Origin of the sequence: Alkalicella caledoniensis (assembly GCF_014467015.1) — a bacterium.
In the GTDB taxonomy this organism is placed as follows: Bacteria; Bacillota; Proteinivoracia; order Proteinivoracales; family Proteinivoracaceae; genus Alkalicella; species Alkalicella caledoniensis.
Genome location: NZ_CP058559.1, coordinates 3,635,328 through 3,659,174, shown reverse-complemented (window position 1 = coordinate 3,659,174; position 23,847 = coordinate 3,635,328). Strand labels below are relative to the sequence as shown.

General features: G+C 34.5%; 26 protein-coding genes and 1 tRNA gene. 7 read left to right on the top strand and 20 right to left on the bottom strand.

Features of this window, described 5'->3' with window-relative positions:
- Positions 1-168: 168 nt before the first annotated feature.
- Entirely contained in the window at positions 169-747 is a 579-nt protein-coding gene (locus tag HYG86_RS18000; RefSeq protein WP_213166927.1) for a hypothetical protein, read from the top strand.
- 133 nt (positions 748-880) lie between these two features.
- Here HYG86_RS18000 and HYG86_RS17995 read toward each other — a convergent pair whose 3' ends face one another.
- The gene (locus HYG86_RS17995) at positions 881-2,416 is read right to left on the bottom strand and encodes an anthrax toxin lethal factor-related metalloendopeptidase (RefSeq protein ID WP_213166926.1); all 1,536 of its coding nucleotides are present in this window, start codon (positions 2,414-2,416) and stop codon (positions 881-883) included.
- Between the two features lie 386 nt (positions 2,417-2,802).
- Positions 2,803-2,878, bottom strand: a tRNA-Trp gene (locus tag HYG86_RS17990).
- A 270-nt stretch (positions 2,879-3,148) separates the two neighbouring features.
- Between HYG86_RS17990 and HYG86_RS17985 the strand changes: the two genes are divergently transcribed.
- The 3 genes from HYG86_RS17985 to HYG86_RS17975 all read left to right on the top strand — a co-directional run bounded on the left by HYG86_RS17985 (position 3,149) and on the right by HYG86_RS17975 (position 4,476).
- Positions 3,149-3,739 carry a hypothetical protein gene (locus HYG86_RS17985; protein ID WP_213166925.1) on the top strand — a complete coding sequence of 197 codons (591 nt, stop codon included), beginning with the start codon at positions 3,149-3,151 and terminating at the stop codon, positions 3,737-3,739.
- Positions 3,740-3,791: 52 nt separating this feature from the next.
- Positions 3,792-4,067 carry a hypothetical protein gene (locus HYG86_RS17980; RefSeq protein ID WP_213166924.1) on the top strand — a complete coding sequence of 92 codons (276 nt, stop codon included), beginning with the start codon at positions 3,792-3,794 and terminating at the stop codon, positions 4,065-4,067.
- A gap of 97 nt (positions 4,068-4,164) precedes the next feature.
- Positions 4,165-4,476, top strand: a complete 312-nt coding sequence (locus HYG86_RS17975) for a hypothetical protein (protein ID WP_213166923.1) — start codon at positions 4,165-4,167, stop codon at positions 4,474-4,476.
- Between the two features lie 378 nt (positions 4,477-4,854).
- On the opposite strand, the gene HYG86_RS17970 is transcribed toward HYG86_RS17975, so the two are convergent.
- Positions 4,855-5,400, bottom strand: coding sequence for a hypothetical protein (locus tag HYG86_RS17970; RefSeq protein ID WP_213166922.1), 546 nt, complete (start codon positions 5,398-5,400; stop codon positions 4,855-4,857).
- An 89-nt stretch (positions 5,401-5,489) separates the two neighbouring features.
- Between HYG86_RS17970 and HYG86_RS17965 the strand changes: the two genes are divergently transcribed.
- Both HYG86_RS17965 and HYG86_RS17960 read left to right on the top strand, forming a co-directional pair.
- Positions 5,490-5,801, top strand: a complete 312-nt coding sequence (locus tag HYG86_RS17965; RefSeq protein WP_213166921.1) for a hypothetical protein — start codon at positions 5,490-5,492, stop codon at positions 5,799-5,801.
- 221 nt (positions 5,802-6,022) lie between these two features.
- A complete protein-coding gene (locus HYG86_RS17960; protein WP_213166920.1) occupies positions 6,023-6,289 on the top strand; it encodes a hypothetical protein in 267 nt (88 codons plus the stop codon).
- Between the two features lie 284 nt (positions 6,290-6,573).
- Here HYG86_RS17960 and HYG86_RS17955 read toward each other — a convergent pair whose 3' ends face one another.
- The 3 genes from HYG86_RS17955 to yneA all read right to left on the bottom strand — a co-directional run bounded on the left by HYG86_RS17955 (position 6,574) and on the right by yneA (position 8,092).
- A complete protein-coding gene (locus tag HYG86_RS17955; protein WP_213166919.1) occupies positions 6,574-6,804 on the bottom strand; it encodes a hypothetical protein in 231 nt (76 codons plus the stop codon).
- 353 nt (positions 6,805-7,157) lie between these two features.
- A complete protein-coding gene (locus tag HYG86_RS17950) occupies positions 7,158-7,802 on the bottom strand; it encodes a YneB family resolvase-like protein (RefSeq protein ID WP_213166918.1) in 645 nt (214 codons plus the stop codon).
- Positions 7,803-7,813: 11 nt separating this feature from the next.
- Entirely contained in the window at positions 7,814-8,092 is a 279-nt protein-coding gene (yneA, locus tag HYG86_RS17945) for a cell division suppressor protein YneA (RefSeq protein ID WP_213166917.1), read from the bottom strand.
- Positions 8,093-8,244: 152 nt separating this feature from the next.
- Between yneA and lexA the strand changes: the two genes are divergently transcribed.
- Positions 8,245-8,862: a transcriptional repressor LexA gene (gene lexA, locus HYG86_RS17940; protein WP_213166916.1), complete on the top strand. Its 618-nt coding sequence runs from the start codon at positions 8,245-8,247 to the stop codon at positions 8,860-8,862.
- Here the strand turns inward: lexA and HYG86_RS17935 are convergent, their stop codons facing one another.
- The 14 genes from HYG86_RS17935 to HYG86_RS17870 all read right to left on the bottom strand — a co-directional run bounded on the left by HYG86_RS17935 (position 8,863) and on the right by HYG86_RS17870 (position 23,421).
- On the bottom strand, positions 8,863-9,189 hold the full coding sequence (locus tag HYG86_RS17935) for a hypothetical protein (protein ID WP_213166915.1): 327 nt from the start codon (positions 9,187-9,189) through the stop codon (positions 8,863-8,865). It lies immediately after the preceding gene.
- A gap of 98 nt (positions 9,190-9,287) precedes the next feature.
- Positions 9,288-10,547 (bottom strand): methionine gamma-lyase family protein, encoded by a 1,260-nt coding sequence (locus HYG86_RS17930; protein ID WP_213166914.1) that lies wholly within the window; start codon positions 10,545-10,547, stop codon positions 9,288-9,290.
- Positions 10,548-10,644: 97 nt separating this feature from the next.
- Positions 10,645-10,836 (bottom strand): hypothetical protein, encoded by a 192-nt coding sequence (locus HYG86_RS17925; protein ID WP_213166913.1) that lies wholly within the window; start codon positions 10,834-10,836, stop codon positions 10,645-10,647.
- Positions 10,799-11,362, bottom strand: a complete 564-nt coding sequence (locus HYG86_RS17920; RefSeq protein ID WP_213166912.1) for a hypothetical protein — start codon at positions 11,360-11,362, stop codon at positions 10,799-10,801. The genes HYG86_RS17925 and HYG86_RS17920 overlap by 38 nt, the downstream gene beginning before the upstream one ends.
- Positions 11,343-11,930: a GTPase gene (locus HYG86_RS17915; RefSeq protein ID WP_213166911.1), complete on the bottom strand. Its 588-nt coding sequence runs from the start codon at positions 11,928-11,930 to the stop codon at positions 11,343-11,345. Before HYG86_RS17915 ends, HYG86_RS17920 begins: the two co-directional genes overlap by 20 nt.
- The gene (locus tag HYG86_RS17910; RefSeq protein ID WP_213166910.1) at positions 11,927-12,862 is read right to left on the bottom strand and encodes an AAA family ATPase; all 936 of its coding nucleotides are present in this window, start codon (positions 12,860-12,862) and stop codon (positions 11,927-11,929) included. The genes HYG86_RS17915 and HYG86_RS17910 overlap by 4 nt, the downstream gene beginning before the upstream one ends.
- 193 nt (positions 12,863-13,055) lie before the next feature.
- A complete protein-coding gene (gene hfq / locus HYG86_RS17905; RefSeq protein ID WP_213166909.1) occupies positions 13,056-13,286 on the bottom strand; it encodes an RNA chaperone Hfq in 231 nt (76 codons plus the stop codon).
- A gap of 28 nt (positions 13,287-13,314) precedes the next feature.
- A complete protein-coding gene (gene miaA, locus HYG86_RS17900; protein ID WP_213166908.1) occupies positions 13,315-14,262 on the bottom strand; it encodes a tRNA (adenosine(37)-N6)-dimethylallyltransferase MiaA in 948 nt (315 codons plus the stop codon).
- 10 nt (positions 14,263-14,272) lie between these two features.
- Complete coding sequence (locus HYG86_RS17895; RefSeq protein WP_213166907.1) at positions 14,273-15,037, bottom strand: class I SAM-dependent methyltransferase; 765 nt, start codon at positions 15,035-15,037, stop codon at positions 14,273-14,275.
- Positions 15,038-16,939: a DNA mismatch repair endonuclease MutL gene (gene mutL, locus HYG86_RS17890; protein WP_213166906.1), complete on the bottom strand. Its 1,902-nt coding sequence runs from the start codon at positions 16,937-16,939 to the stop codon at positions 15,038-15,040.
- A gap of 16 nt (positions 16,940-16,955) precedes the next feature.
- Complete coding sequence (mutS, locus tag HYG86_RS17885; RefSeq protein ID WP_213166905.1) at positions 16,956-19,499, bottom strand: DNA mismatch repair protein MutS; 2,544 nt, start codon at positions 19,497-19,499, stop codon at positions 16,956-16,958.
- 202 nt (positions 19,500-19,701) lie between these two features.
- Positions 19,702-21,042 (bottom strand): tRNA (N6-isopentenyl adenosine(37)-C2)-methylthiotransferase MiaB, encoded by a 1,341-nt coding sequence (miaB, locus tag HYG86_RS17880; RefSeq protein ID WP_213166904.1) that lies wholly within the window; start codon positions 21,040-21,042, stop codon positions 19,702-19,704.
- 179 nt (positions 21,043-21,221) lie between these two features.
- Positions 21,222-22,301, bottom strand: coding sequence for an FAD:protein FMN transferase (locus HYG86_RS17875; RefSeq protein ID WP_213166903.1), 1,080 nt, complete (start codon positions 22,299-22,301; stop codon positions 21,222-21,224).
- An 88-nt stretch (positions 22,302-22,389) separates the two neighbouring features.
- Positions 22,390-23,421, bottom strand: coding sequence for a hypothetical protein (locus tag HYG86_RS17870; protein WP_213166902.1), 1,032 nt, complete (start codon positions 23,419-23,421; stop codon positions 22,390-22,392).
- Between the last annotated feature and the right edge of the window lie 426 nt (positions 23,422-23,847).

The following is a 23,847-nucleotide window of genomic DNA, read 5'->3' as shown; positions in this document are numbered from 1 at the left end:
AATCTCTATTTGAAAATCCGTGTTAGACTCCTTTGACTTAAGTTTAGTCCTTTGAACTGCCCTCAAAATTCCCCTAAAAAATATAGAATAAAAAATAAGTATTTTCATAACCCATTAACTCTTTGCATATATATTATATAAAATAACTAGGCCAGGGAGTTGATTGGTTTGAGCGTGATAAGTAATGATAATCTGCAAGGGATACTAAGAGAGTTAAATAATATAAAATCAGCTGAAGTTAAGAATATCAAAGGAGCCGTAGAAAATACCACTGATTTATCTACTTTTTTATCTGACTGTCAGAAGAAGATACTCTATCTTGATCGGGCAATTCAATATTATCAAGGTTTTTTAGATGCATGGAAGGCATACAGCAGTGGGGAAAAGGTTGAGGATGATGATCCTATACAAAGAACTACTTGGGTGGTGCATGAGAGTATTGTTACTATTGCCATAAGGAGACCTAGCAGTAAGTATGCTACCACCATAAGGTTTTCACAGGAACTGGGGCAGGAAATGGTTGATTTCATACTTAATTTCATTGATGAGAAAGGTTTTGTTCGTAGGTCTGATATTTTAAGTCGCTTTGAGGATAAGATCATAGAAACAACTTCTTACAACAGTACTTCTGCAGGTCAGGTTGTTTATGCTTTAACTTTATTGTTGTTAAAAGAAGGTGTATTGTCTTGGAGTGAACATAATAAGAGGGAGTATGTTCGGGGGATAAACACTACTGTGAGTTGGTAGTTTCCCTGGGGGAGGAGATTTCCCTTAGGGATTGAGAGACGCTTCGCGAGGAGGATAGCCTTTGACGGCAGGATTGCTCGCAAAAGGGAGACTTGTAAATATAAAAAAAATAAAGTGGCCGGTGGCCACTTTTTTAGTTTAGTTTGGTTCTAATTTTTCCTATTAGGTTTATTAGTATAGATTGGGTTTGTTCTAGGTAAAGTGGGGTGGGGGTGGATTCTGTGTTTGCTGTTATCTGGGATATTGGGTTAGTAGTGGCGGCACTTTTAGTTCCTTGGTGTTGGTAGTATTGGCTTTGGTAGTTTAAGATTTTTTCTGTGAAATACTGATATGTTTTAGGAGCCCTTTGTTGTATTTGACTGTTGTTTCTTGCTCCACCTGTAAGTTTTTTGCTGTCACTTATGAAGAATTGGGTGAAGAATTCAGCAAAGTATTCTTCGGGATAGTCTACGAAATAGCTTGTATCTATAAGGCTGTTATTAAACATTGATGCTGCTTCTTCACTCCTTAGCTTTTCAAAGGCTTCAGTTTGACTGTGGTTATCTATTAGGAAGAAATCTACACCATGGCCAAGCTCGTGGATGGTGGTGCTTGTGGGATTCCCTCTATCAAGCCTTGTAATTAGGAGCCTGTTATGGGGACTTGCTATGCCAAGGGCATCTTTTAGGGGGACACCACGCATGCTTTCTGCTATACTCCGGAATTCTGGTTGATTTGCTATGGAACCATTTATAAGTCTGTGTTTTACACCTCTTTGTACTAGATCTTCTAAGATAGTGATAGGAACAGATTGCAGCTCTTTAATTATATCCCTTACCACCGAGCTATTGTATGTGGAGGGAAATTCTAAATACCGATACATCAAGTATTTAAAGTGATTATCATTACTAGAACTTTCTACGAGCTGTGAGTGTGGGAGGAGGGAAGTAGCAACTGTTACGGCTTCCTCATATCCTAGTTTATTAAATATTTCATAGTAATGCTGACCCAGTGCAGCTGATAATTTCTGGCCCTGGGGTAAGTGGAAGCCAGAGTAATCTAGGATTTCATCATTCTCCCATTGGCCTTCATAATGGAGTTTTCCGTTGAAGTACTCTTTGCCTTGACCGTGGCGCAGGGCATTTTGCATATCTCCACTATAAATAAGGCTCTCTTTTATATCAAATAGCTGTCCTTGTCCATGGGGTATACCTTTGTTCCATTCCCCAGTGTATATTTTCATATTGTCTTGGGTAAATTTCGTTCCGTCACCATGATAAGCGCCTTCTAGCCATTGGCCTTGGTATTTCACTGAGCCATCATTATAGTACTCAGTTCCATAGCCTGTAATCAAGCCATTTTCCCACTGACCAGAATATACTAAATCCCCATTAGGCGTAAAATAATCTCCTTCACCGTGAGCATACCCATTTAGCCAATAGCCTTGGTAAAATGAAATACCGTTAGTATAGTAGTATGTTCCATAACCTGTGGCTAGGGAATTATCCCTTTGGCCAATGTATTTTACAGAACCGCTAGAGTAATATAACGTGTCACTGGTACTTGGTACAAAGGCTAGGGTTGCAAGTGTTGCTATAAGAAGGAATACAATAAATAATAGCTTATTTGATTTTTTTCTTTTATGACGTATGTTTCTTTGTGGGTACTTTAGTGAGTCGTTGATATTCATGTTATCCTCCTATATTACTTTATAGTACAATTATAATATATTTTTGTGGTGGATGGGGTTGTGATTTGTAAATTTCTTTTATTTTTTGAAACATAGTTGACTGAAAACACAAAAACTTTGGACACCATCTTGCACCAAAAGGGCTGGGAACACCATTTGACACCAAAGGGCAAATTGCCAACAGAAACGTCGACTTATTGCTACACGCTGGGTCTGAAGCCTTCTTTTATTTAAAAACTAGGCACCCTTGGAGGTATAAGAGTTGGGACAACATCTGGCACCAAAAGGGCTAAGATCAAGGCATGTATGTTAGTGGCTTTCGGTGTTATCTTTAAAAAAGTATAAAAAAAAGCTGACGTTATGTCAGCTTTAGTTATTTGTTTAGTTGGCAGGGGAGACAGGAATCGAACCCGCAACCAATGGTTTTGGAGACCACTACTCTACCAATTGAGCTACTCCCCTGCGACAAAATTTATTATATAACATATTTGATATTAATGCAATAGCAAATTTTGTTTTTTTGTTTTTTGATGAAGTAAAATATATTTACTTGTCTATTATATCATGTTTAGTAGTGATGATTAATGTTAAATATTAGTATTAAAAAATCTTATCACTTAAATTAAAAATTTAATATACCCTAACATTAGCTTACCTTATATGGTAAAATCAGTATATAATACTTTATTATTATGTAACTTAAACGGTGAGGGTGAGAGAGGATGGGGAGAGTTGAGTAGGTTTAAAAAAATGTTGTCGTCACCTATATTTTTAGTGTTTTTAATTTTTCTTTTTGTATTTAGTTTTCTTCGGTTTACTTATGTTAATAAAGAACTTAAACGTGAACGCGGGAGTCAGGCTTATTATCAATTAAATGATGCTAAGTTTCTAACTAGATTCATAGATATGAAATTAGAGACTGATGGTACTGATTCAATTGATGATGACCTTTTAATGCATGTTAACCATTTGGTTTATGTAAGCGGTAGGCCATTATCCACCTTTGAGTTCCTTTTACAGGACGGGTATCAGACTTTGCTTAGACAGTTAAGCTCTACTGCCAGTGAACATGAAAAAGAGCAGCTTGTGGTAGCTGTAGAGTTTTTTCATGAGGATTTAAGGGAGATCGTCAGGTTTGCCAATAGTGAATGCGAAATTGTCCTCAGTCGTGATGAAGATGGTAACACAAAGAGCTCTAAAGGTGACTATATCAATTATGCAAAGTTGACCGATCCCAATTATAGGCTTTATGAGGAGTTTAATGCACTTGTTCTTCAGAAGATAGAGGATAATAGGGAGAGGCTCAGAGAAGTGGGGAAGTAAGTGGTTGTTTGAAATACAATGGGCTGAGATATAAAGGGGAGGAGGGAATGGGATGTTTTTAAAAAGGATTATTACTATTTTTATTTTTAGAGTTGCTTTAGAAATGCTTTCAAATAAATTAGGTGTAGCAAAATGGCCTTTCTTTAAAGCCATACATAAAAAGACTAAAAAATGGAAACGCAAGAATTTAATTGGATTTTTGCTTATTATTCCGGCAGCTGCGATTACCTTTCCAATTGCCTATTTAGTAGATTATAACAATATAGTGTCTGCGTTCTTGATTGCTTTTTCTTTGCTATTTATTGACTTAATGTTCAAATATAAGTAACGATTAAGTATTATAAATCTTAATAAATAGACTTTGATGAGCATTGTATAAAATATGTAAATTAAGTTTTTTGCCAGGTGAAAGAGGAGGGGATAGTTTGAATCCATTCGGAGTTTTTTTAATTGTGTTTGGCATAACTTACTTGACTTATTCTATTATATTTAGGAACAAAGTGACAATTTATTTCAAAAACATAAAAGTTGTTAAAGGAAAAGAAGATAAATACTTTAAGATGCAGTTATTTTTCTCAATTTTGAATTCATCTATATCACTGATAATAGGGGGTATGATGGTTTTATCTAGTTATAGTTCTTCATATTCTATATATATGCCATTAATACCACTACTTTTTTATTTAGTGAACTTTATAATGAAACAGTTAGGTAAAGCCAAAGGGTATATAAGGTAAAAACTCTTTTATTACCCAAATAACATGAATTAGAAATAATGAGTGTTTAACCAAAATTATTACATTTATTATTCTAATTAAGATCCTGGCTCTTTTTATATATATAAAGAGAATACTGGATGTAAAAAAGCATTAAAACGCTCTTAAAGAGGTTTTTAAAGCCAAACAGGTCTGTATGGGGCCTGTTTGGCTTTTTAGATGCCTTAAATCGCAAAATACGAGGACATTTTTGGGGAAAAGTGGCTGGAAATGATGAAAGCTGTAAATTTGGCACTATTGCCTGGATAATGTTTTAGTGATTTGTTTTTTAAGATGACATTGCGGGTCACAAGGCTAAAGCCTTGGCTACAATTTAAATAAATAGATGACTGCTTTATCTTACTCATTGATGAAACTCATAAGATATTCTTTGAACTCTTCATCTAGATAATAAAATTCTTCTCCAAAGTATGATCTAGCAATATTATGGCCCTCATAAAAGGTAAAACCCATCATTATTGGTCCACCCCTTTGGCCATCTTCTTCAATTTCTTCTATTGTTCTTATCCAAACTCGAAACCTATTAGCTTCAAATCCTTCAGAATCGCGAACATAATCTTCTACAGTATAGTCCAGGATTTCTTCAAATTTAACAATTTCTCTTATTATATTTCTTACAATCTTTTTGTTAGTTATTCGTGCGGTTTCACGAACATTTAAATCTCCTCTAAATTCAGACCAGCCCTCACCTTTATAAATTTCTAGGTCCACAGGATTATCAAATATCATCCAGTTATAGTTATATTGACCATTTTTACCATGACTCTCATCTTTATAAATTATAAGAAGGTGTTTTTGATTAAGACCAACGGTTATTAAAACCAATACAAATAAGATACCAAGTATTATTTTCAACCTTTTACTCATTTTACTCAATATATTCATCTTGTATCCCCACCTAACCTTTCACTCATATATCCATAATTATACAATGATTTATATAATTTTGATATGTCCTTGTGAGAATTTACTTAATGAGAAAGAAAATACATACTAACAACCTGTTTGAAGATTACTTGAAATATCATAAATCCTATAAAGTGCAGATGCACCATAGAATTGAGGATTATGAAATATACCAAATTTACTCTGATGAGGAAGTTAACAAAAATTTATCTCGCTTTTCTGATTCATTTTCAGTAAAAAAGGATCCTTCGTCAAGGGAAGGATGGATACATGGAAATGGACAAATTGATGGAAATAGGGTAAGAGATAAATATTTGATTTTAACGGTAATTGCAGAAGATGGTTATTATAGGATTTCTTCAATGGGCACAGGGACATAGGTCGATATATTAAATTTTTAAAATATGCATAGTAGGGAGGAGGTTTGATTTTTTGGTGTGGAGGGAGGTTCTTTTTAAAAAGTGAGTTTTGGTTCCTCTTGTTTTGAATATTGTTTATATTGTTACTTATTGCAAGTACTGAATTTAAAGGCTTTATTGGTTATTTATAAAATAGCCTCGAATAAGAAAGTTATGGTTAGTTTATTTTTTGAATTTTTAGTTTGGGAGATAGTAAAATTTTATTAGCCTTTTTTGAAATTATGTTTTGGTTATTTCTATATCTGATTATGTGGCGGTTGCTTTATGTAGGGCAATTTGTTGTTTTGTTGCCTGGCCTTTTGAAGGCATTAAACTGCCGCCTGCTAAATTTTGTTGCTTGGCGAAGTGTATATGTATGGTTTATTGTTTTTCGTGACTTATATGGAGAATTATGGGGTCGTTTTGGTGGAAGTTTGGTGAAAGTTGTCATTTTGCTACGGATAGTGTAATTTTCTCACTATTGCCTAGAAAATGTTATGTGCGTTTCGTGGGTCAGCCAAAGCTGAAGCATTGGCTACAATTTTTTAAAGATTATTGGAATGATTTTGTGGGTCCGCAGACGCGGAGGTCTGTAGCTACATCTTATAGGATCTAAAAGCAGCTTTAGTTAGCCCTTATATATTTATTTTTATTCTAGTTTACATAATGTATATTATAGGACGTTAGAAAAAAGTTCCGAAAATCTCACATCTCAAGACTTGTTGTGTTTTTGAGATGAAAAAAAATCCAGATCTTATAGATCTGGATTTTGGTTATTTGAATAAACATCATTTAAATCTGTATTGTTTAAATTATTTAAGTCATTAGAATTGTCTTGACTGTCCTTTGATTCATCATATTGTTTATTCCCATTATTTTCAAAAGCTTGGTAATAGTTTAGTAAGTCGAAACTTTCTGGGTGATAATTATTATAGTAATGGTTATAATCATCTTTATTGTTTTCATAAAAAGGAATTTTAGACATTTATTCCTACCTCCTTTATAAGGCTTATATAGATTGTTGAATGTATTTGTAGTTTTTGAAGAATGGGCTTAAATTATTCGCATTATGTGTTAAATTTAAATAAAGTTAAAAATCCTTATGTTTAATCTAAATTTTCTATTTGAGAGGTAGTAATTTAGTAACGTTTAAAAAATCCTGTCTGAATTTTGAATTGTCTATTTTAGAGGTAATAAATATTAACTATCTGCCAGGTAGATAAGATTATTTAAAAGAAAACTCTCAAATTAATAAAAAACAAAGTTTCTATAGATTAGTTTAGTGTTACAATGGCAAAAGCCCTGTATGTCAGAGACATTACAGGGCTTTTATTTAGATTATCCTTCTATCTTATCCATATACTCTTTATATCTTCTATGCACAGTGGCCTTAGAAACATCATAGCCAAAACCTCTAAGTGTAGCAGCTATATCATAAAAAGTCAGTTTGAGCTGCCTTAACCTTATAATTTCCTCTATGGGAACTTCTATTTTATCTCTACCACCTTGATTTCTATTTTTTAGGTTTCGCGATGGATCATATCCTTCTTCTATGGCTTTTCTAACACCTCGTTTAATCTTACTATTAGAAAGCCTGCGTTGGTACTCTTCAACCAGTGCCAGAATTTCTAGAACCATACCTTCCATTTCTGTAATATTTAAGGGACCGCCATTTTCAATTGATATAACCTCTCCCCCATATTTATTTACTTGGTGGAGTATTGCAATTTTAGCTGTGCCCCTCCCTATCCTAGTCTCATCTTGCACCATAATAGCCTGGGCTTGACCTACTTTTAACAAATCTAAAGCTTTAATTAGACCCTCTCTTACTTCTTCAAATCCACTTTCTTTTTCCTCTATTTCACAAACTGGATTAAACCCGTGTTTGCTACAATAATCCAGTAGTTCCTTCTTTTGCCTAGTTATACTGCTTTCCTGGGTTTCTTTATCTGTACTAACTCTAGAATACAATACTACGTTCATTTGGCACTCCTTTATAATATAGGTATTTTTAGAGTACTTCCTTGTCTAACAACTGTATGTGGCATATTATTGAACTGTTGAATAATGCTTATAAACGTATCTTGTGGAATTTCGTTTCTGTACCTTTCGCTTATGGACCACATGGTGTCACCTTGCTCAACTGTTATTTCGATGTATTGGATGGTTTTAACCAGTTGTTTATTATGTTTTTGTTCTAATGATGATGCTACCCCTATGGTAGCCATTAGTAATATTATAGTAGTTAAGATTAAAATAATTATTTTTTTCATAATATAACCTCCCAGAACGTTTGTTTGATTAAATGATACTACAAAACATTTGTTCGGTCAAGGGGTTTAGGTAAAAAAATAGAACTAATGTTTGCATATGTGGAATATTATGTTATAATTACTTAAAAGAAGAGTTCTGGGAGGTTTTTCATATGGAAGGGTTAACTGATAGACAAAGGGAGATACTCAGTTTTATCAATATGCAGGTAAAGGACAAGGGATACCCACCCTCAGTAAGGGAAATTGGCTTAGCAGTAGGTTTAAAGTCTAGCTCTACAGTGCATTCACATTTAGCAAAGTTAGAGGAATTAGGTTTTATTAGGCGTGATCCTACTAAACCAAGGGCTATAGAAATTCTAAATTCAGATTCAGGTTTCCCCATCCCACAGCCAAGCATTATTTCTGTGCCAATTGTAGGAAAAGTAACCGCTGGTTTACCCATACTGGCTGAGGAAAACATCGAAGATTATTTTCCTGTACCTGAAAATTTTATTAAAAGTTCCAATAAAACTTTTATGCTCTCTGTAATTGGAGACAGCATGATTGATGCCGGCATCCATGATGGTGACTTGGTTTTAGTTCAGCAAGAAAGTGTGGCAAACAACGGCGAAATTATTGTGGCACTCATTGACGATGAAGCTACTGTAAAAAGATTTTTCAAAGAGAAAGACTTTGTAAGATTACAGCCTGAAAATGAATTTTATGAGCCAATCTTAGTAAGAAACCCAATTATTTTGGGTAAAGTTGTAGGTCTATTTAGGCAGATGTAGTTATTGTTTAGATGAAGATTCATCTAAACAATATTGATACTTGTTTTTATCTAGCCAATCTTCTATAAGCCTAGTTAGTTCATTTGTATCTTTTAGTTCTTTATTTAGCATTTTTACTAAACTTACATAATCGTACTCAGAGTCAACTATATAGATAGCTGCTTTATCATCAACTTTTGTTTTCAAAGTCCAGTCAATTTGCTGGACTTTTATTTCTATCTTGTTTCTTTTTACTAGCTTCCCTACTATTACTATATCCCTAGTTCTATAAGGATTATTTTTGTGTACAGGGAAAGATTTTTTTCTTTTGATTAAAAATTTAGCCATAAAATCACCCCTCTAATTAATTTTTATTCTTAGAGGGGTGATTTTTTTACAAAATATTAAGATTTGGTATGTTAAAGTGTAAATGGACATATCTTCCCTTATGAATCTTTGAGCACTTTATCAAAAGCCATAGATATCGCTATTTTTCCATGTTGAAATGTTAAAGATCCTTGGAGATAACCTATATAAGGTGATTTTATTGGGGCGTCTGCACTAAGCTCTATGGATGCACCTTGTATGAATGTGCCAGCTGCCATTATAACAGGTACTTGATAACCCGGAAGTTGGTCTGGCACTGGTGTGGCAAAAGAATCTATTGGAGAATTGTGCTGTATTCCCTGACAGAATTTAATCAGAGATTTTTCATTGTTGAAGATTATACCTTGAACGATATCTGTCCTTAGATCCTCATGTTTAGGATGGGTATCAAAACCTAGCTCTTTAGCTATAAAAGCTGCATATATGGAACTTTTTAAACTATCACCCACTACCTTAGGAGCTGAAAAGATACCTTGGTAAAAAGGTAAATTATTATTTAATGATGCACCTACTTCATTTCCAAGACCTGGAGCTGTTAGCTGCTCTGCTACTTTCTTAACTAAGTCCTTCCTCCCTACCACATATCCTCCTGTTAAAGCTAGCCCACCACCAGGATTTTTTATAAGACTTCCTGCCATTATATCTACTCCAACATCTGTTGGTTCTAAACACTCAGTAAATTCCCCATAACAATTATCAACAAAAATAACGATATCTTTTTTGGTATTCTTAATAAAATCCACTATTGATTTCATTTTTGCAATATCAATGGAACTATTTAATGAGTATCCTTTTGAACGCTGTATGGCTATCATTTTGGTGTTGGGTTTGATAGAGTTTTTAATTGACTCAAGATCAAAATTACCATCAGGCAAGAGATCCACATGGTTGTACTCAATACCTTGAGAAATTAAAGATTTGGGATGTTCTACAATCCCTATGGTTTTTTCTAGGGTATCGTATGGCTTACCAGTTATATACATAAAGTGGTCCTTTGGATTAAGTATTCCGAATAGACAGGACGATAAACAATGGGTCCCTGACACAAATTGTTGTCTCACAAGCCCCGCTTCTGTATTGAATATAGAAGCATACAGTCTATCCAACCCATCCCTACCTAAGTCCCCATACCCGTATCCAGTACTCCCCCACAAGTGACCTTCAGTAATGTTGTTTTCTTTAAATGCCTTTAATACTTTATATTGGTTATTTTCTATTATGGTATCAATATTACCAAAATATTGATATAAAACTTCATTACTAGATAAAATAAGTTCTTTAAGTCTACTAGATTCAATGTTATTCATCCAATTATACATAAACTACCTCCGATGTCTTAGTTGTTAGTTTTAATTAAGCTTCAGATATTTCATATCTGCTATTTATTACCCTTGCCACAAACAATTATACCATATTTTAGTATAACTTGTTAGGCTGATTGCATATTGGACAATGGGCCTGTGTATTTGCTTTTAACCTTAGTATAGATTTACTTTCTTGATATCCAACCTTTTCCCCTTGAGCGCGCCCTACCCTCCTACCTACTGCATATCCAACTAAAAATATAGTGTTAATGGCCATAAAAGCTAGGATTATCTTTTCGGTCATTTAAATTCCTCCTATAAAAATAAAATATTTGTATACCAGTATAAGCAATTAAGGCTAAAAAGGTTAATTGATAATCAAGGTATAATAGCATCAGCAATAGATTCAATGAAATAATGCAAATCTCAATTACACCATATTTTCTTGCAAAATTTTTGCCAAACTCATCTATTTTATAATCGATTAAATCATCTGTAAGATTTATAAACAACATCAAAACTAAAAAATAACTAAAATTTAAAGGGGTAAATATAATGAAGCCAACAGCACAGACTACTACCCCTTCTACAATTCCGTTTAAGTTAAATATATAATGAACTTTTAACTTATCGGCCATGCCAATTGCATATGCTGCCCAAAGGCACGGTATGGCTAGACTTTTATCTAATAAAATAGAACAACTCAGTAACAAAAGATAGTAAGGGAAATTGTCAAAGTTACCTTCTCCATCTGTTAGGTCATCCATATACTTTATTACAATACCTATAAATAAAAAGGATAAAAACATCTTAAACAAGTCTAGCAACATATTTCGTCACCTCCTGTAGGCCTTCTCCTGTTTTTGCTGATATTGGAACTACTATAGCTTGGCTATAATCGTTTCGAACTCTAGGTATGGAAAATTGGCCACTATCAAGGTCAATTTTATTTGCTAAAATTAAATAATTATCTTGTTGTAATCCAAACTCATATATTTCTTGATCTATTAGATTATCAGTAACATAGGAACTACTATCAATAATATGAAAAACAGCTGTAGCCTGTTTAAAATGTTGAAGGGTTTGAGCCATCCCCTCCCGTACTTCATCTACGTGATGAATAATTGGCAGAAGACCACAGGAATCTAGTAAAGTTATTTCCACGTTACCTTTACCTTTTTTTATAGGTAGAATAAATTCGTGGATATTAAGAGTATGATTAGCTTTTTCACTCACAAGAGTTCTAAAACCTTCACTTATATCCATTTTCTTTTTGTATTTATGACCATTGTGATGTATCAGTGTGAAGATCAAATTCTCGACTTTATATAACTTAGCCATTTGCAAAACAAACATGGTTTTGCCAACGTTGGGCTTGCCAACAATCAATATTTTCATGAAATTCCCCCCTCGGTAATGTCTTGTTGTTCAATGGTCATCAATAGATCCCTTGAGACCTTTCTTTCCTTTATCAATCTAACTGCTTGTAAACGAATGGACTTTTCGATTATATTTCTAACTAACCTGGCATTCGAAAAGTTAACTAGGCTGAAAGTTAACTGCTTTTCTAGTATAGATTTTAATTTTTGCTCTGCTGGGATTGAAAGTTTATAGTCCCTTTTTGTGAGCATTAATTTCGCTATCTTTAGAAGATCATTTACTGTATAATTATCAAAATCTATCTGAATGGGAAAACGAGATTTTAATCCTGGGTTAGTTTTTAGGAAATAATCCATTTGATCACTATATCCTGCAAGTATAAGAATAAATTGCTCTTTCTTATCTTCCATAGCCTTTACTAATGTATCAATTGCTTCTTTGCCGAAGTCTTTCTCACCACCCCTGGCTAAGGAATATGCTTCATCAATAAAAAGTATCCCTTCTAATGCGGAGTTAACTTTATCCCTTGTTTTTTGCGCAGTTTGACCTATATACTCTCCAACTAAGTCTGCCCTTTCTACTTCCACTAAGTGTCCTTTAGATAAGACATTTAGATGTTTAAGTATCTTTCCCAAAATACGGGCCACTGTAGTTTTCCCTGTACCTGGGTTACCTTTAAAAATCATGTGAAGTACAACTGGCTCAACTATCAAACCCTCAGTTTCTCTTCTTTTTTGAATTGTGAGATAAGCTTCAAGCTCTTTAACCAGTTCTTTTACTTCAGTTAACCCAACCAATTCATTTAACTCTTTGGTTGGATCTAATGCTACAAATTCTTTTTTTTGTGTGTTTGTGTCTTTGTTTATATCAACACCCTTCAAAGCCTTCATGGCTTCTATTGGACTTATTTTACCAAGCTTTACTTTTTCGTAAATTTCATCAGGATTCATGTTTAGCACCCCTCCTATCTTAAATTATATTTTTAGCGACTCACTTATATTCTAACGACAATAAAAACACTTAAATGCCCTTTAACACTTGAAGAAGTACGGAGATCTTCTTACAAAAAAACTCAGAGCTAGAATGTTTAACATTCTAGCTCTGAGTTTGTCTCTATGTAACTTTAAAATAACTTACCTTAAATTATTGATTATTAGGATTTAGGTTCACTGATTTTGCTGGAATAATTGTGGATATGGCATGCTTATATATAAGCTGTTGTTTATTATCTGTTTCTACTACTACAGTAAAATTATCAAAACCTTTAACAAAACCCTTTATTTGAACACCACTTATTAAATAAATAGTAATAAGGCTGTTATCCTTTCTAATTTGATTTAGAAACAAGTCTTGCAAGTTAATTGGTTTGTTCATATAAATCAACCTCCAGATTAAATTTATGTTAATTATTTATTCTAGGAAAAATGTTCTTTTCCTGCATGCTGGTTAAAATTTTTTCCATAGCTTCCTCAATGGGTGTATCTAGCATATCCATCCATAGGACATTGTCCATTGCTTTGAACCACGTCAATTGCCTCTTTGCATAGTGCCTTGTATCCCTCTTTAAAATCTCAACCATCTTATCATATGATATCTCACCATTTAAATATTGTAGTACTTGCCTGTATCCTATACCCTTCATGGAATTGCAGTTAGCAGGAACCCCTCTATCTAGTAGTCCTTCTACTTCATCTACGAGGCCGTTTTCCAACATTATTTCTACTCGCTTATTGATCCTATGATAGAGTTTTTCTCTATCCATCGTTAATCCTATATATAGGATATCCATGTTTTTAACGTTTTTTCTTTGTTGTAAATTATAAATGGAAGTATTAGTTAACTCATATACTTCTAAAGCCCTTATAACCCTTCTATAATCGTTGGGATGGAGTTTATCAAAGGCGAAGGGATCTTTATCCTTCAGTAGATTATGTAGGTAATCCTTCCCCTTTTCTGCCATTATTTCCTCATATTTATTTCGGACATTAAGATCTTGTGGGATATTATTTAAAGAAAAATCCTCAGTTAACGCTCGAATAAACAGTCCTGTCCCTCCTACAACCATGGGAAGTTTCCCCCTTGATTTTATATCCTTTATAATCCTTTGGCTTAGTACTTGATAATCATATACACTGAAATCATCTTCGGGGTTAACTATATCTATTAAGTGATGTGGTACACCTTCTTGCTCTTTTTCATGGGGTTTTGCTGTACCAATATCCATACCTTTATAAACATACATAGAGTCAGCAGAGATAATTTCTCCATTTGTTTTTTTAGCTAGCTCTATTGAGAGAGCAGTTTTACCAGTGGCTGTTGGTCCTAATATAACTATATATTTATCTTCCATCTCTGCCTCCTTATAACCTAACTATCCCATACTTTATCTTGCTGGAACTTTTGCTAAAGGTTTCGTAAATACCCAGTTTATTAAAATCGTAATCCACCCTATTTTTTACTATCACAAACTTTGAAGCTACCATCTTCGCCCTATCAATTACTTCAACAGTCAATTGATCTTTTTGTGCTAGAGCTCTTATTGGGTCTAAATGCACCGACTCAGTAAGTGGCTCATCGAACATGGGATCAAAGTACACTATATCATGGCTTTTTTCAGTGCAACTATCTAAATAGCTATGATAATCCAAATTATATGTTCTAATATTCATTTTAGTTGCATTTATCTCATCCCACTTAGGGTAGCTATTCTTTAGACCATCAGAAATAACTGTATATATAAGAGTATTTATCTCAAGGGCTGTAACACAACCTAACTCCTCTACTAAATAACTAAAGACTAAAGAATCAGAGCCAAAACCCATGGTACAATCTAACACTGAATAACCACGAATATCTCCACAGATAGTATTGAATATATCCTTTTCACCCTTCATTATTCTCTTGATCCTTAGCATTGCCATACTAGGGTGAAAGAAGAATTTCTCATCATTGTAGTGAAGGTTAATACCTTCTTTTGCTACTACTAATACAGGGGCTTCACAACTTGAAATACCCTTTAGGCGAGAACGTTCAAGATATGTACCTTTCAGTTTATCAGCTATGGTTTTTGCTTTTTTCTCAAGATCTTCGCTTGCTCTTTGGACTGTTGTAACAATGGTATCCAATTAATTCACCCTTTTAAAAAGTTTCTCTATGCTGTACTTATCCAGAGATATAAGAGTTGGCCGTCCATGGGGGCAGCTGTAGGGGTTACTTATTTTACCTAGATCCTTTATGAGCTGCTCCATTTCTTGGTGGCTAAGTTTGTGGTTTGCTTTTATTGAACCTTTACAAGATATGAGTGCTATTATAGCTTCTTTATATTTTTTAATGCTACTCAACTGGTCGTCGAACATTAGTTCCTCTATGGAGTCAAAGAGCACTTGGATGTTAACTGTCTTATTAATAAAAAATGGCAAACCCCTTACCATGACAGTATTCCCATCTAGTGGTTCTATATCAAATCCTAGCTTTGTTACTAGCTGTAGGTTTTCCAAAACCTTGTCTTTATATCCAGGGGAGAGCTCTAATGTTGTAGGTATTATTTGTTGTATTACAGGATTTTCAGAAAGCTGATTGAATGCCCTTTCAAAAAATATTTTCTCTTGTGCTGCGTGTTGATCTATAAAGTACACTTGTTCCTTATCCACACAAACTATATATGTGTCAGTATATTGACCCAACACTTTCAGTGTTAAAAAGAAGGGATGTAGGTACTGCTCATCCTCAGGTAGATCAAAGGTTTGCTGCTCTGTGGAAGAATGGTTGCCTTGGTCAACAGGTACAGGTACTTGTTCTATACCTTTAAAAATTTTTGGCTGTTCTTCATAGGCTTTTTCCCCTAAGTCTGACAGTATCTCCAGTGTCTTCAACCCTATTTCTGAACTATTTTTTGTATTATTATAGGGTTCATTATTATAAGTTTCATTTTTATAGCCCTTGAAGGGGTTGGTAACAGAAGGGGCTTTTTCAACTCCTGGTGTATTTGTTAAACCTAAGCTTTTGCTTACATTAGAATGTTTAAACTCAGATACTAAAGAAATACCCTTTAATGCATTATCTACTGCATTTTTCACAGCAGAGAACACTTGTTTTTCTGCTTTAAATTTAATCTCTTGTTTGGAGGGATGTACATTAACATCTAGTTCTGATGGTGCAATAGTTATATTGAGAACCCCTTGGGGATAACGTCCAATGGGCAAAAGTGTATTGTATCCAGTCTCCATGGCCTTTGATAACATAGTTGATTTTACTATCCTACAGTTGATAAAAAACATCTGCCCGTTTCGTGAACTTTTTGTCAAAATAGGTTTAATTACAACCCCTGAAACATTGATTTCATCGGCTGTTAAATTAACTTCTATGCAGTTCTCTGCAGCCTCAAAACCATAAACCTCTGCAATGCAATTTTTTATATTGGAGTCACCTGGAGACTTTAAGAGTATTCTGTTATTATGGGTTAGCTGAAATGATATATCAGGGTATGAGAGTATAAACCTGCCAACTAAGTCACTGATATATCCTACCTCAGTGCCTGTGGTTTTTAAGAACTTTTTCCGTGCAGGGGTATTAAAAAATAGATCTTCGATAACTATCCTTGTACCTTGATTAGAGGGTGCTATATCGAAGTGGGTCTGTTTACCACCTTCTATTACATACTTCATACCAAAGTTTTGCCCTTGTGCTTTAGTAGTTACTGATACTTTAGCAACAGCGGCAATGGATGGTAGTGCTTCACCGCGAAAGCCAAGGGATAAAATGTTTTCTAAATCCCTGTCTTCTTTGATTTTGCTTGTGGCATGGCGCAAAAAGGCTAAAGGAATGTCCTCTTTTTCTATTCCTATACCATTATCTATTATCTCGATTTTCTCTTTTCCACCATCGGTTACATGGACTATAATATTGGTACTGTTTCCATCGATGGAGTTCTCTATTAGCTCTTTTACAATTGATGCTGGCCTTTCTACAACTTCACCTGCTGCAATTTTATTTGCTGTTTCAGGAGGCAAAATATTTATCCTACCCATATATAACCCTCCCTTTTTATTTCGATACTTTTTTCTTTAAGGAATTAACGAACATTAAGGCTTCCATTGGTGTCATGTTGTTGACATCCGCATCCTTTATTTCTTCTATTATATCAGAGTAGTTTTCTAAAACAGGAGTAAATAAATCCTCCGGTTCTTTAGCTAAAGCCACCTCTGAATGGCCAGTGTAACCTTCTTCTAAAGAGGTTAGTATTTCCTTTGCTCTACGAATAACCGTATTTGGTACACCCGCCAACTTAGCCACTTGTATACCATAGCTTTTATCACTTCCCCCAGGGATTATGGAATGTAAAAAAGTTATTTGATCCTTTTCTTCTTTGACTGCTATTGAATAATTCTTAATTCCTGGATATAGGGCTTCCAAACTAGTTAACTGGTGATAGTGGGTAGCAAATAATGTTTTAGCTCCTAGTTTCTCAGGGTTATATATATACTCTATAGCCCCTTGCGCTATACTCATACCATCAAAGGTACTTGTCCCCCTCCCCACTTCATCTAGTATTATTAAGCTTTTTGGGGTAGCATTATTAAGTATATTAGCTAACTCATTCATTTCAACCATAAAAGTACTTTGCCCTGAAGATAGATCGTCGCTGGCACCTACCCTTGTAAATATACGATCGACTACACCTATTTTAGCATTAGCTGCCGGTACAAAGGAACCAACTTGAGCCATAAGGGTTATTAGTGCAACCTGCCTCATGTAAGTAGATTTACCCGCCATGTTCGGTCCAGTTATAACTAGTATATTGTTATCACTACAATTCATTATGGTATCATTAGATATAAAGTTTTCCGTGGCTATCATTTGCTCAATAACTGGATGACGTCCTGCGTTTATTTCAATTGTATCATTTGTATCTACTACAGGTTTACAGTACCCGTTATCCGATGCTACTAAAGCAAAGGTAGATAAACAATCTAGCTCAGCTATTACCTCACTGTTGGTTTGGATCTCAGGAATTTTTACAAGGGCAGAATTTCTAACCTCACAAAAAAGTTTATATTCTAATTCCATTATCTGTTCCGATGCCCCTAGTATTATATCTTCATATTCTTTAAGTTCCTCTGTAATGTAGCGTTCTGCATTTGCTAAGGTTTGTTTCCTCTGATAGTTTTCCGGGACTAAATGCGAATTTGATCTAGTAACCTCTATATAGTAGCCAAAAACTTTGTTGAATCCTACTTTTAAAGACTTAACTCCAGTGAGTTCCCTTTGTTCATGCTCATATTTCGCTAGCCATTCCCTACCATTTTCAGCGGTGTATTTCAGCTTATCTAATTGCTCATCAAAACCCTTTTTGATTATATTACCATCTTTTACTTGGGTTGGGGGGTTTTCAACAATACCTTGTTCTATAATTTCAACAAGGTCATCTAACTCAAGTAGCTTATTAGCGATATTTACAAGGGGTTGAAAGTTGGACTTAAGTAACATTTGCTTAATGTCTGGAAGCACACTTAGGGAAGTTTTAAGTGCTACTAAATCCTTAGGGTTAACTGAGTTATATGATATCTTTGTGGCTATTCGCTCTAGATCATATACACTTCCTATAAGGTTAGAGAGTTTTTTTGTGTAATATAAATCATTATGGAGCATTTCCACGGTGTTTAGCCTGTTATCTATATCCTCCACTTTAAGTAAAGGATTAAGAAGCCATTGTTTCAGTTTGCGCCCTCCCATGGGTGACTGGGTCTTATCTAGTACCCAAAGTAAAGAACCTTGTTTTTTATTTTCTTTTATGGTTGTAGTAATTTCTAAGTTTCTAATAGTACTGTAGTCTAAAGACATAAACTGCTCTAAGGAGAAAAAGTCTAACTGGTTTAAGTGGGACAGATGACTTTTCTGTGTACTAATAACATAGCTTAGGAGTAACTGCACAGCTTTTATACCTGCTGTATAAGATACATAGCACTGGAAAAGATTATTAAATTTTTCTATAGCTTCATAGTCAATACTATGGATTGAAGTGTTTGGGCTTAATGTCTCAAGCTTGTCCATAAACCCATTGTCATCAAAAACAATTATTTCAGAAGGATTATATTTCACTAATAATGATATTATCTGGTTTAAGTCATACTTCCCTTCAGTGAAGGAAAATTCACCAGTTGAATTGTCAAGTAGGCTAAAACCAAATTTTGTAGAAAAGGTGCTAATTGCGCATATATAGTTGTTATCCTTTGAACTTAGTAAGTTATCATCTGTTACCGTCCCAGGTGTTATCACTTTAACTACTTCTCTTTTAACTATACCTTTAGCTTCTTTAGGATCTTCTACCTGCTCGCAAATGGCAACCTTGAAGCCTTTTTTTATAAGGCGTACAAGATATGTGTCTAAAGCATGGTACGGTATCCCTGCTAATGGTATAGCTTTTTCTCCGTCCCTGGAGGTTAGGGCAATTTCTAGAGCTTTTGCCCCTATTACTGCATCTTCAAAAAACATCTCATAGAAATCTCCTACACGAAAAAATAGCAGGCAGTCTTTATATTCTTTCTTTATATCAATATATTGTTGGATCATTGGTGTAACCTTAGACATGAATCTACCCCCTTATTATATAAAATATTATACCATATGCCAGGATAGTTGGACAGTGGACAGGAGTTGGTTAGTTGGACAGGAAGTGCTTTATATAGCAAAACAAGGGGGTATTAACCATGGATGGATAATACCCCCTTGTTAGTACGGAGTGTATTCTTTAGCGGCTATTAGCTATCGGCTTACAACTATAAACTAATAACTAAAGAACAACTTCCCCTAGTAGTGACCATGTCTGTGCTTCTATTATTTTAACCTTAACTATTTGCCCCACTAGACTTTCATTAGATGGTGCTGAAAAGTTTACTAACTTGTTAGTTGTTGTTCTACCACTTAGAAAATCGGGGTTATTTTTACTTGGCCCTTCAACTAATACTGTGAATGTATTTCCTAAATAGCTTCCTTCGTTAATCTCTTTTGATATCTGGTTTTGAAGGTCGATTAGAGCTGTTAGTCTACGGCTTTTATCTTCCTTTCTCACTTGTTCTTCCATTTTAGCTGCTGGAGTACCAGTTCTTGGTGAGTATGCAAAAGTAAAAGCTGAGTCAAATCTAACTTGGCTTACAAGGTCTAATGTAGCTTGGAAATCTTCTTCAGTTTCACCTGGGAACCCAACAATTAAGTCAGTAGTAATTGCTACATGCCCCATGGATTTCTTTATTTTACCCACTAATTCCAAGTATTCTTCCCTAGTGTAGCCTCGGTTCATTTTCTTCAATACAGTATTACTTCCTGCTTGTACAGGTAAATGAAAATGGTTACATACCTTTTTAGAGTTTGCAATTACATCTACTAATTTATCTGTAAAGTCCCTAGGATGAGATGTCATATATCTAATTCTTTCAATACCTTCTATGTCATCTAAATCCTTAATTAAATCTGCAAAGTCGTAAGACTCATCAAAATCTTTACCGTAACTATTTACATTTTGACCTAGTAAGGTTATCTCTTTAAAACCTTCACTGGCAAGTCTTTTGGTTTCCTCAACTATGTCCTCTGGTTTTCTACTTCTCTCTCTTCCTCTAACATAAGGTACTATACAGTAGGTGCAGAAGTTGTTACAACCATAGGTAATAGTAACCCAGGCAGATACACCTTCATTTCTTTGCTGTGGCAAGCCTTCAACCACTTCCCCTTCTTTTTCCCAGATTTCAAATACCCTTTCATTATTGAATAGTATTTTCTTAATCATCTCAGGAAGCTGATGAACGTTATGCGTTCCGAAAAGCAAATCAACATGCCTGTAACTTTTCTTTATTTTCTCAGCAACTTCTTCTTGTTGAGACATACATCCACAAATACCTACAATAAGGTTAGGCTTTTCTTCTTTAAGCTTTTTAAGTGCCCCTAGCTTACCGAAAACCTTTTGTTCAGCCTTATCCCTAATTGTACAAGTGTTTATAAGTATAATATCTGCTTCTTCCTCTTTAGATGTCTGAGAATAACCCATTTGACCTAACATACCAGCTAATATCTCACTATCATGGACATTCATTTGACAACCATAAGTGTGTATAATAAAATGTTTATTTTCTACTTCCATTTTTTTGTACCCTCCTAGAGCAATAATCAATAATTCAATGTAAAATATTATAGCACATATTACCTATTATTTAAAGAAATGAAATTCTAAGTACCCTAGCATGCAAAATCTTTTACGTAAATTGAGTTTTTTTCGTAAAATTTGCTCTAGGAAAATCAGAAAGACGCCATTATGGCGTCTTAATCAGTAGATGTTGCTCCATGACTGCTCATTATTGCTTTCATTCCATCAGTTGCCCTTAGCTCACCATCTGGCATTACCCATACAACTTCAACTCCGTCTAAACTCTCTGCTAAAGCAAAACTCTCTTCGTAGGGCATCAAAAACAATTCTGTTGAAAGAAAGTCTGCTAATCCAGAGTCCTTTGCAACTATTGTAACTGCCCTGTAGTATTTACCTGGCATAAGGGTGTCAGGATCGATAATATGATGGAGATATTGACCATCAGCATAATAAAACCTTTGATAGTCTCCACTGCTTACAACAGATGCATCTGTTATAAAAACAGTATCAAGGTTTTTGTTTTCAGAAATTATAGATGCGTCAGGGTCTTGAATACCTATACCCCATCTTGCTCTCACACCATCTAACGGTTTTCCAATAACCCTTACATTACCACCACCACTAATTATGCCTGATATAAAGCCCATTTCCTCAACTTCATTGGATACTAGTTCCACTGCATAACCTTTAGCTATGGCACCCACATCAAGGCTCATACCTTCTTGTAAAAAGACAGTGTTATTTTCTTTATCAACAATTACTTCGTTAATATCAGTTAATTGTGCTGCCCTTTGTAAGTCCCCTAACTCTGGTATTTTCGCGTTTTCTGGGTCATCAATACCTTCGTTACGATATTTATTCCATATCTTAGTCACAGGTCCTAAAGCGATATTTGTACGAGGTCCTATTTCTGCATTCCATTTCTGTGAAGTAAGTATCAGATTTATAAGGTCTTCGTGGACTTCTACTGGTTTAATTCCAGCATTATCATTTATTGTTTTTATATTGTTTATTCCTTCATAGTCATTATAAATGTCGTACAAAGCGTGCAGATCTTGAAACCTTTGATGAATTATATCAAAATAATTATTAAATTCCTCTTCGGTTTCTGTGTACCCTATTACAACAGTCAGTGTATTAAATGTGTCTAAAAAACTATTTGTGTATCTATTATATTCAGGTTCAGAAGGAGTGGAGGTGTTACATGCTGTTAGTAAAAGCATTAGTGTTATTATTACGACAACATTCTTTTTCATTTTAATCCCCTTTCATAATTAATAAAGGTTGATAGTATAAAATCACTCCTTATATAAGGAGTGATTTTATTTTTTTATCTATTAAATATTATTTACCGTTAGCTACTGCTCTGTCTACAGCAAGGATATACGTATCTACAGTGATAGTAACACTTGAAGTAAGGTCAGCATCAGCTGGTCTGTTATCTTCTAGGTCCATACCTTTGATTTCAGAGATAGTTTTGCCAATCATCCAAGCTTCAAGCTCAGCCATTTGCTCATCCCACTCTTTACCAATTTCTGAACGAGGTTTCATGTTATAAGCATCTCCAAGTTCATACTTAGTTTTTAGCTCAGCAGCTCTGTCATTAGTAACTGCTCCATCTTCATCAAATGCAACTCTTACTTGAGCAACATCGATGAAAGTAGCAACTACTTTACCATCAGCGTCTACTGCAGTTGCAGAGAAAGTTGAATCAACTTGTGCTTGAGCAGTGTTTTCTTCACTAGCACTTCTTGATTTAGCTATACTTATAGTAACACCTAAACCTACTTTGTCTACATTTTCAACTTCAACAGCGTTAGCATAAGCTTTTTCTAAAGCTGCGATATAGGTATCTACAGTGATAGTAACACTTGAAGTAAGGTCAGCGTCAGCTGGTCTGTTATCTTCTAGGTCCATAGCTTTAATTTCAGCAACAGTTTTACCAATCATCCAAGCTTCAAGCTCAGCCATTTGCTCATACCACTCTTTACCAATTTCAGAACGAGGCTTCATGTTATAAGCGTCACCTAATTGAAGTTTTGATTTTACCTCAGCACTTGTATCTGTAGTGATTTGCATTTCATCGTCGTAAGCGACTCTTGCTTGAGCTACATCGATAGCTACTGTTAATACTCTACCTTCTGAATCGAATGAAGCAGCTGCAATTGTGGTATCAACTTGTGCTTGAGCAGTAGTTTCACCTTCTGCATCCCTTGATTTAGCAAGTGTACTTACACTTCCAAGACCCACTTTTACAGTTTCGTTGTTTTCAACTGGATCAGTTCCTGGAGTTGGCTCTTCGTTGTCCGAAGAACATCCAGCAAATAAAGATAGTGCTAGGATTGATACTAACATTAAAGCGAATAATTTTTTCACACTCATTACCTCCTGATATTATTATAATTTTATATTAGATAGGGTTTCCCCTTATCTCACACAAGTGAAAGTGAAAACATTATAATAGTTCGACAAAAAAATTTAGGTATGTACTTTCTTGAACATAAAGTTTTTGTCCACTTCTGTGACATATGTCCTCTCGGAACAAGTTCATTATAGCATAATGTATTCTGCATAAAAAGTACTATTTTGGGTAATATAATAAACTTAGCTTCTAAACACTCAAGATATCTTCTTATTCTTCCTGTATAGTGATTATTTATATAAATTTTACATTTTTAGATTGCATCATATTTATACCTATTTTTTACTTCCAAATTTTAATTGTTTAAAATTTGCCTAATCTGACAAAGCTATAACTGAAGGAAAAAGGCGATAGCAATTTTCCTGCAGGAAAAAAATATA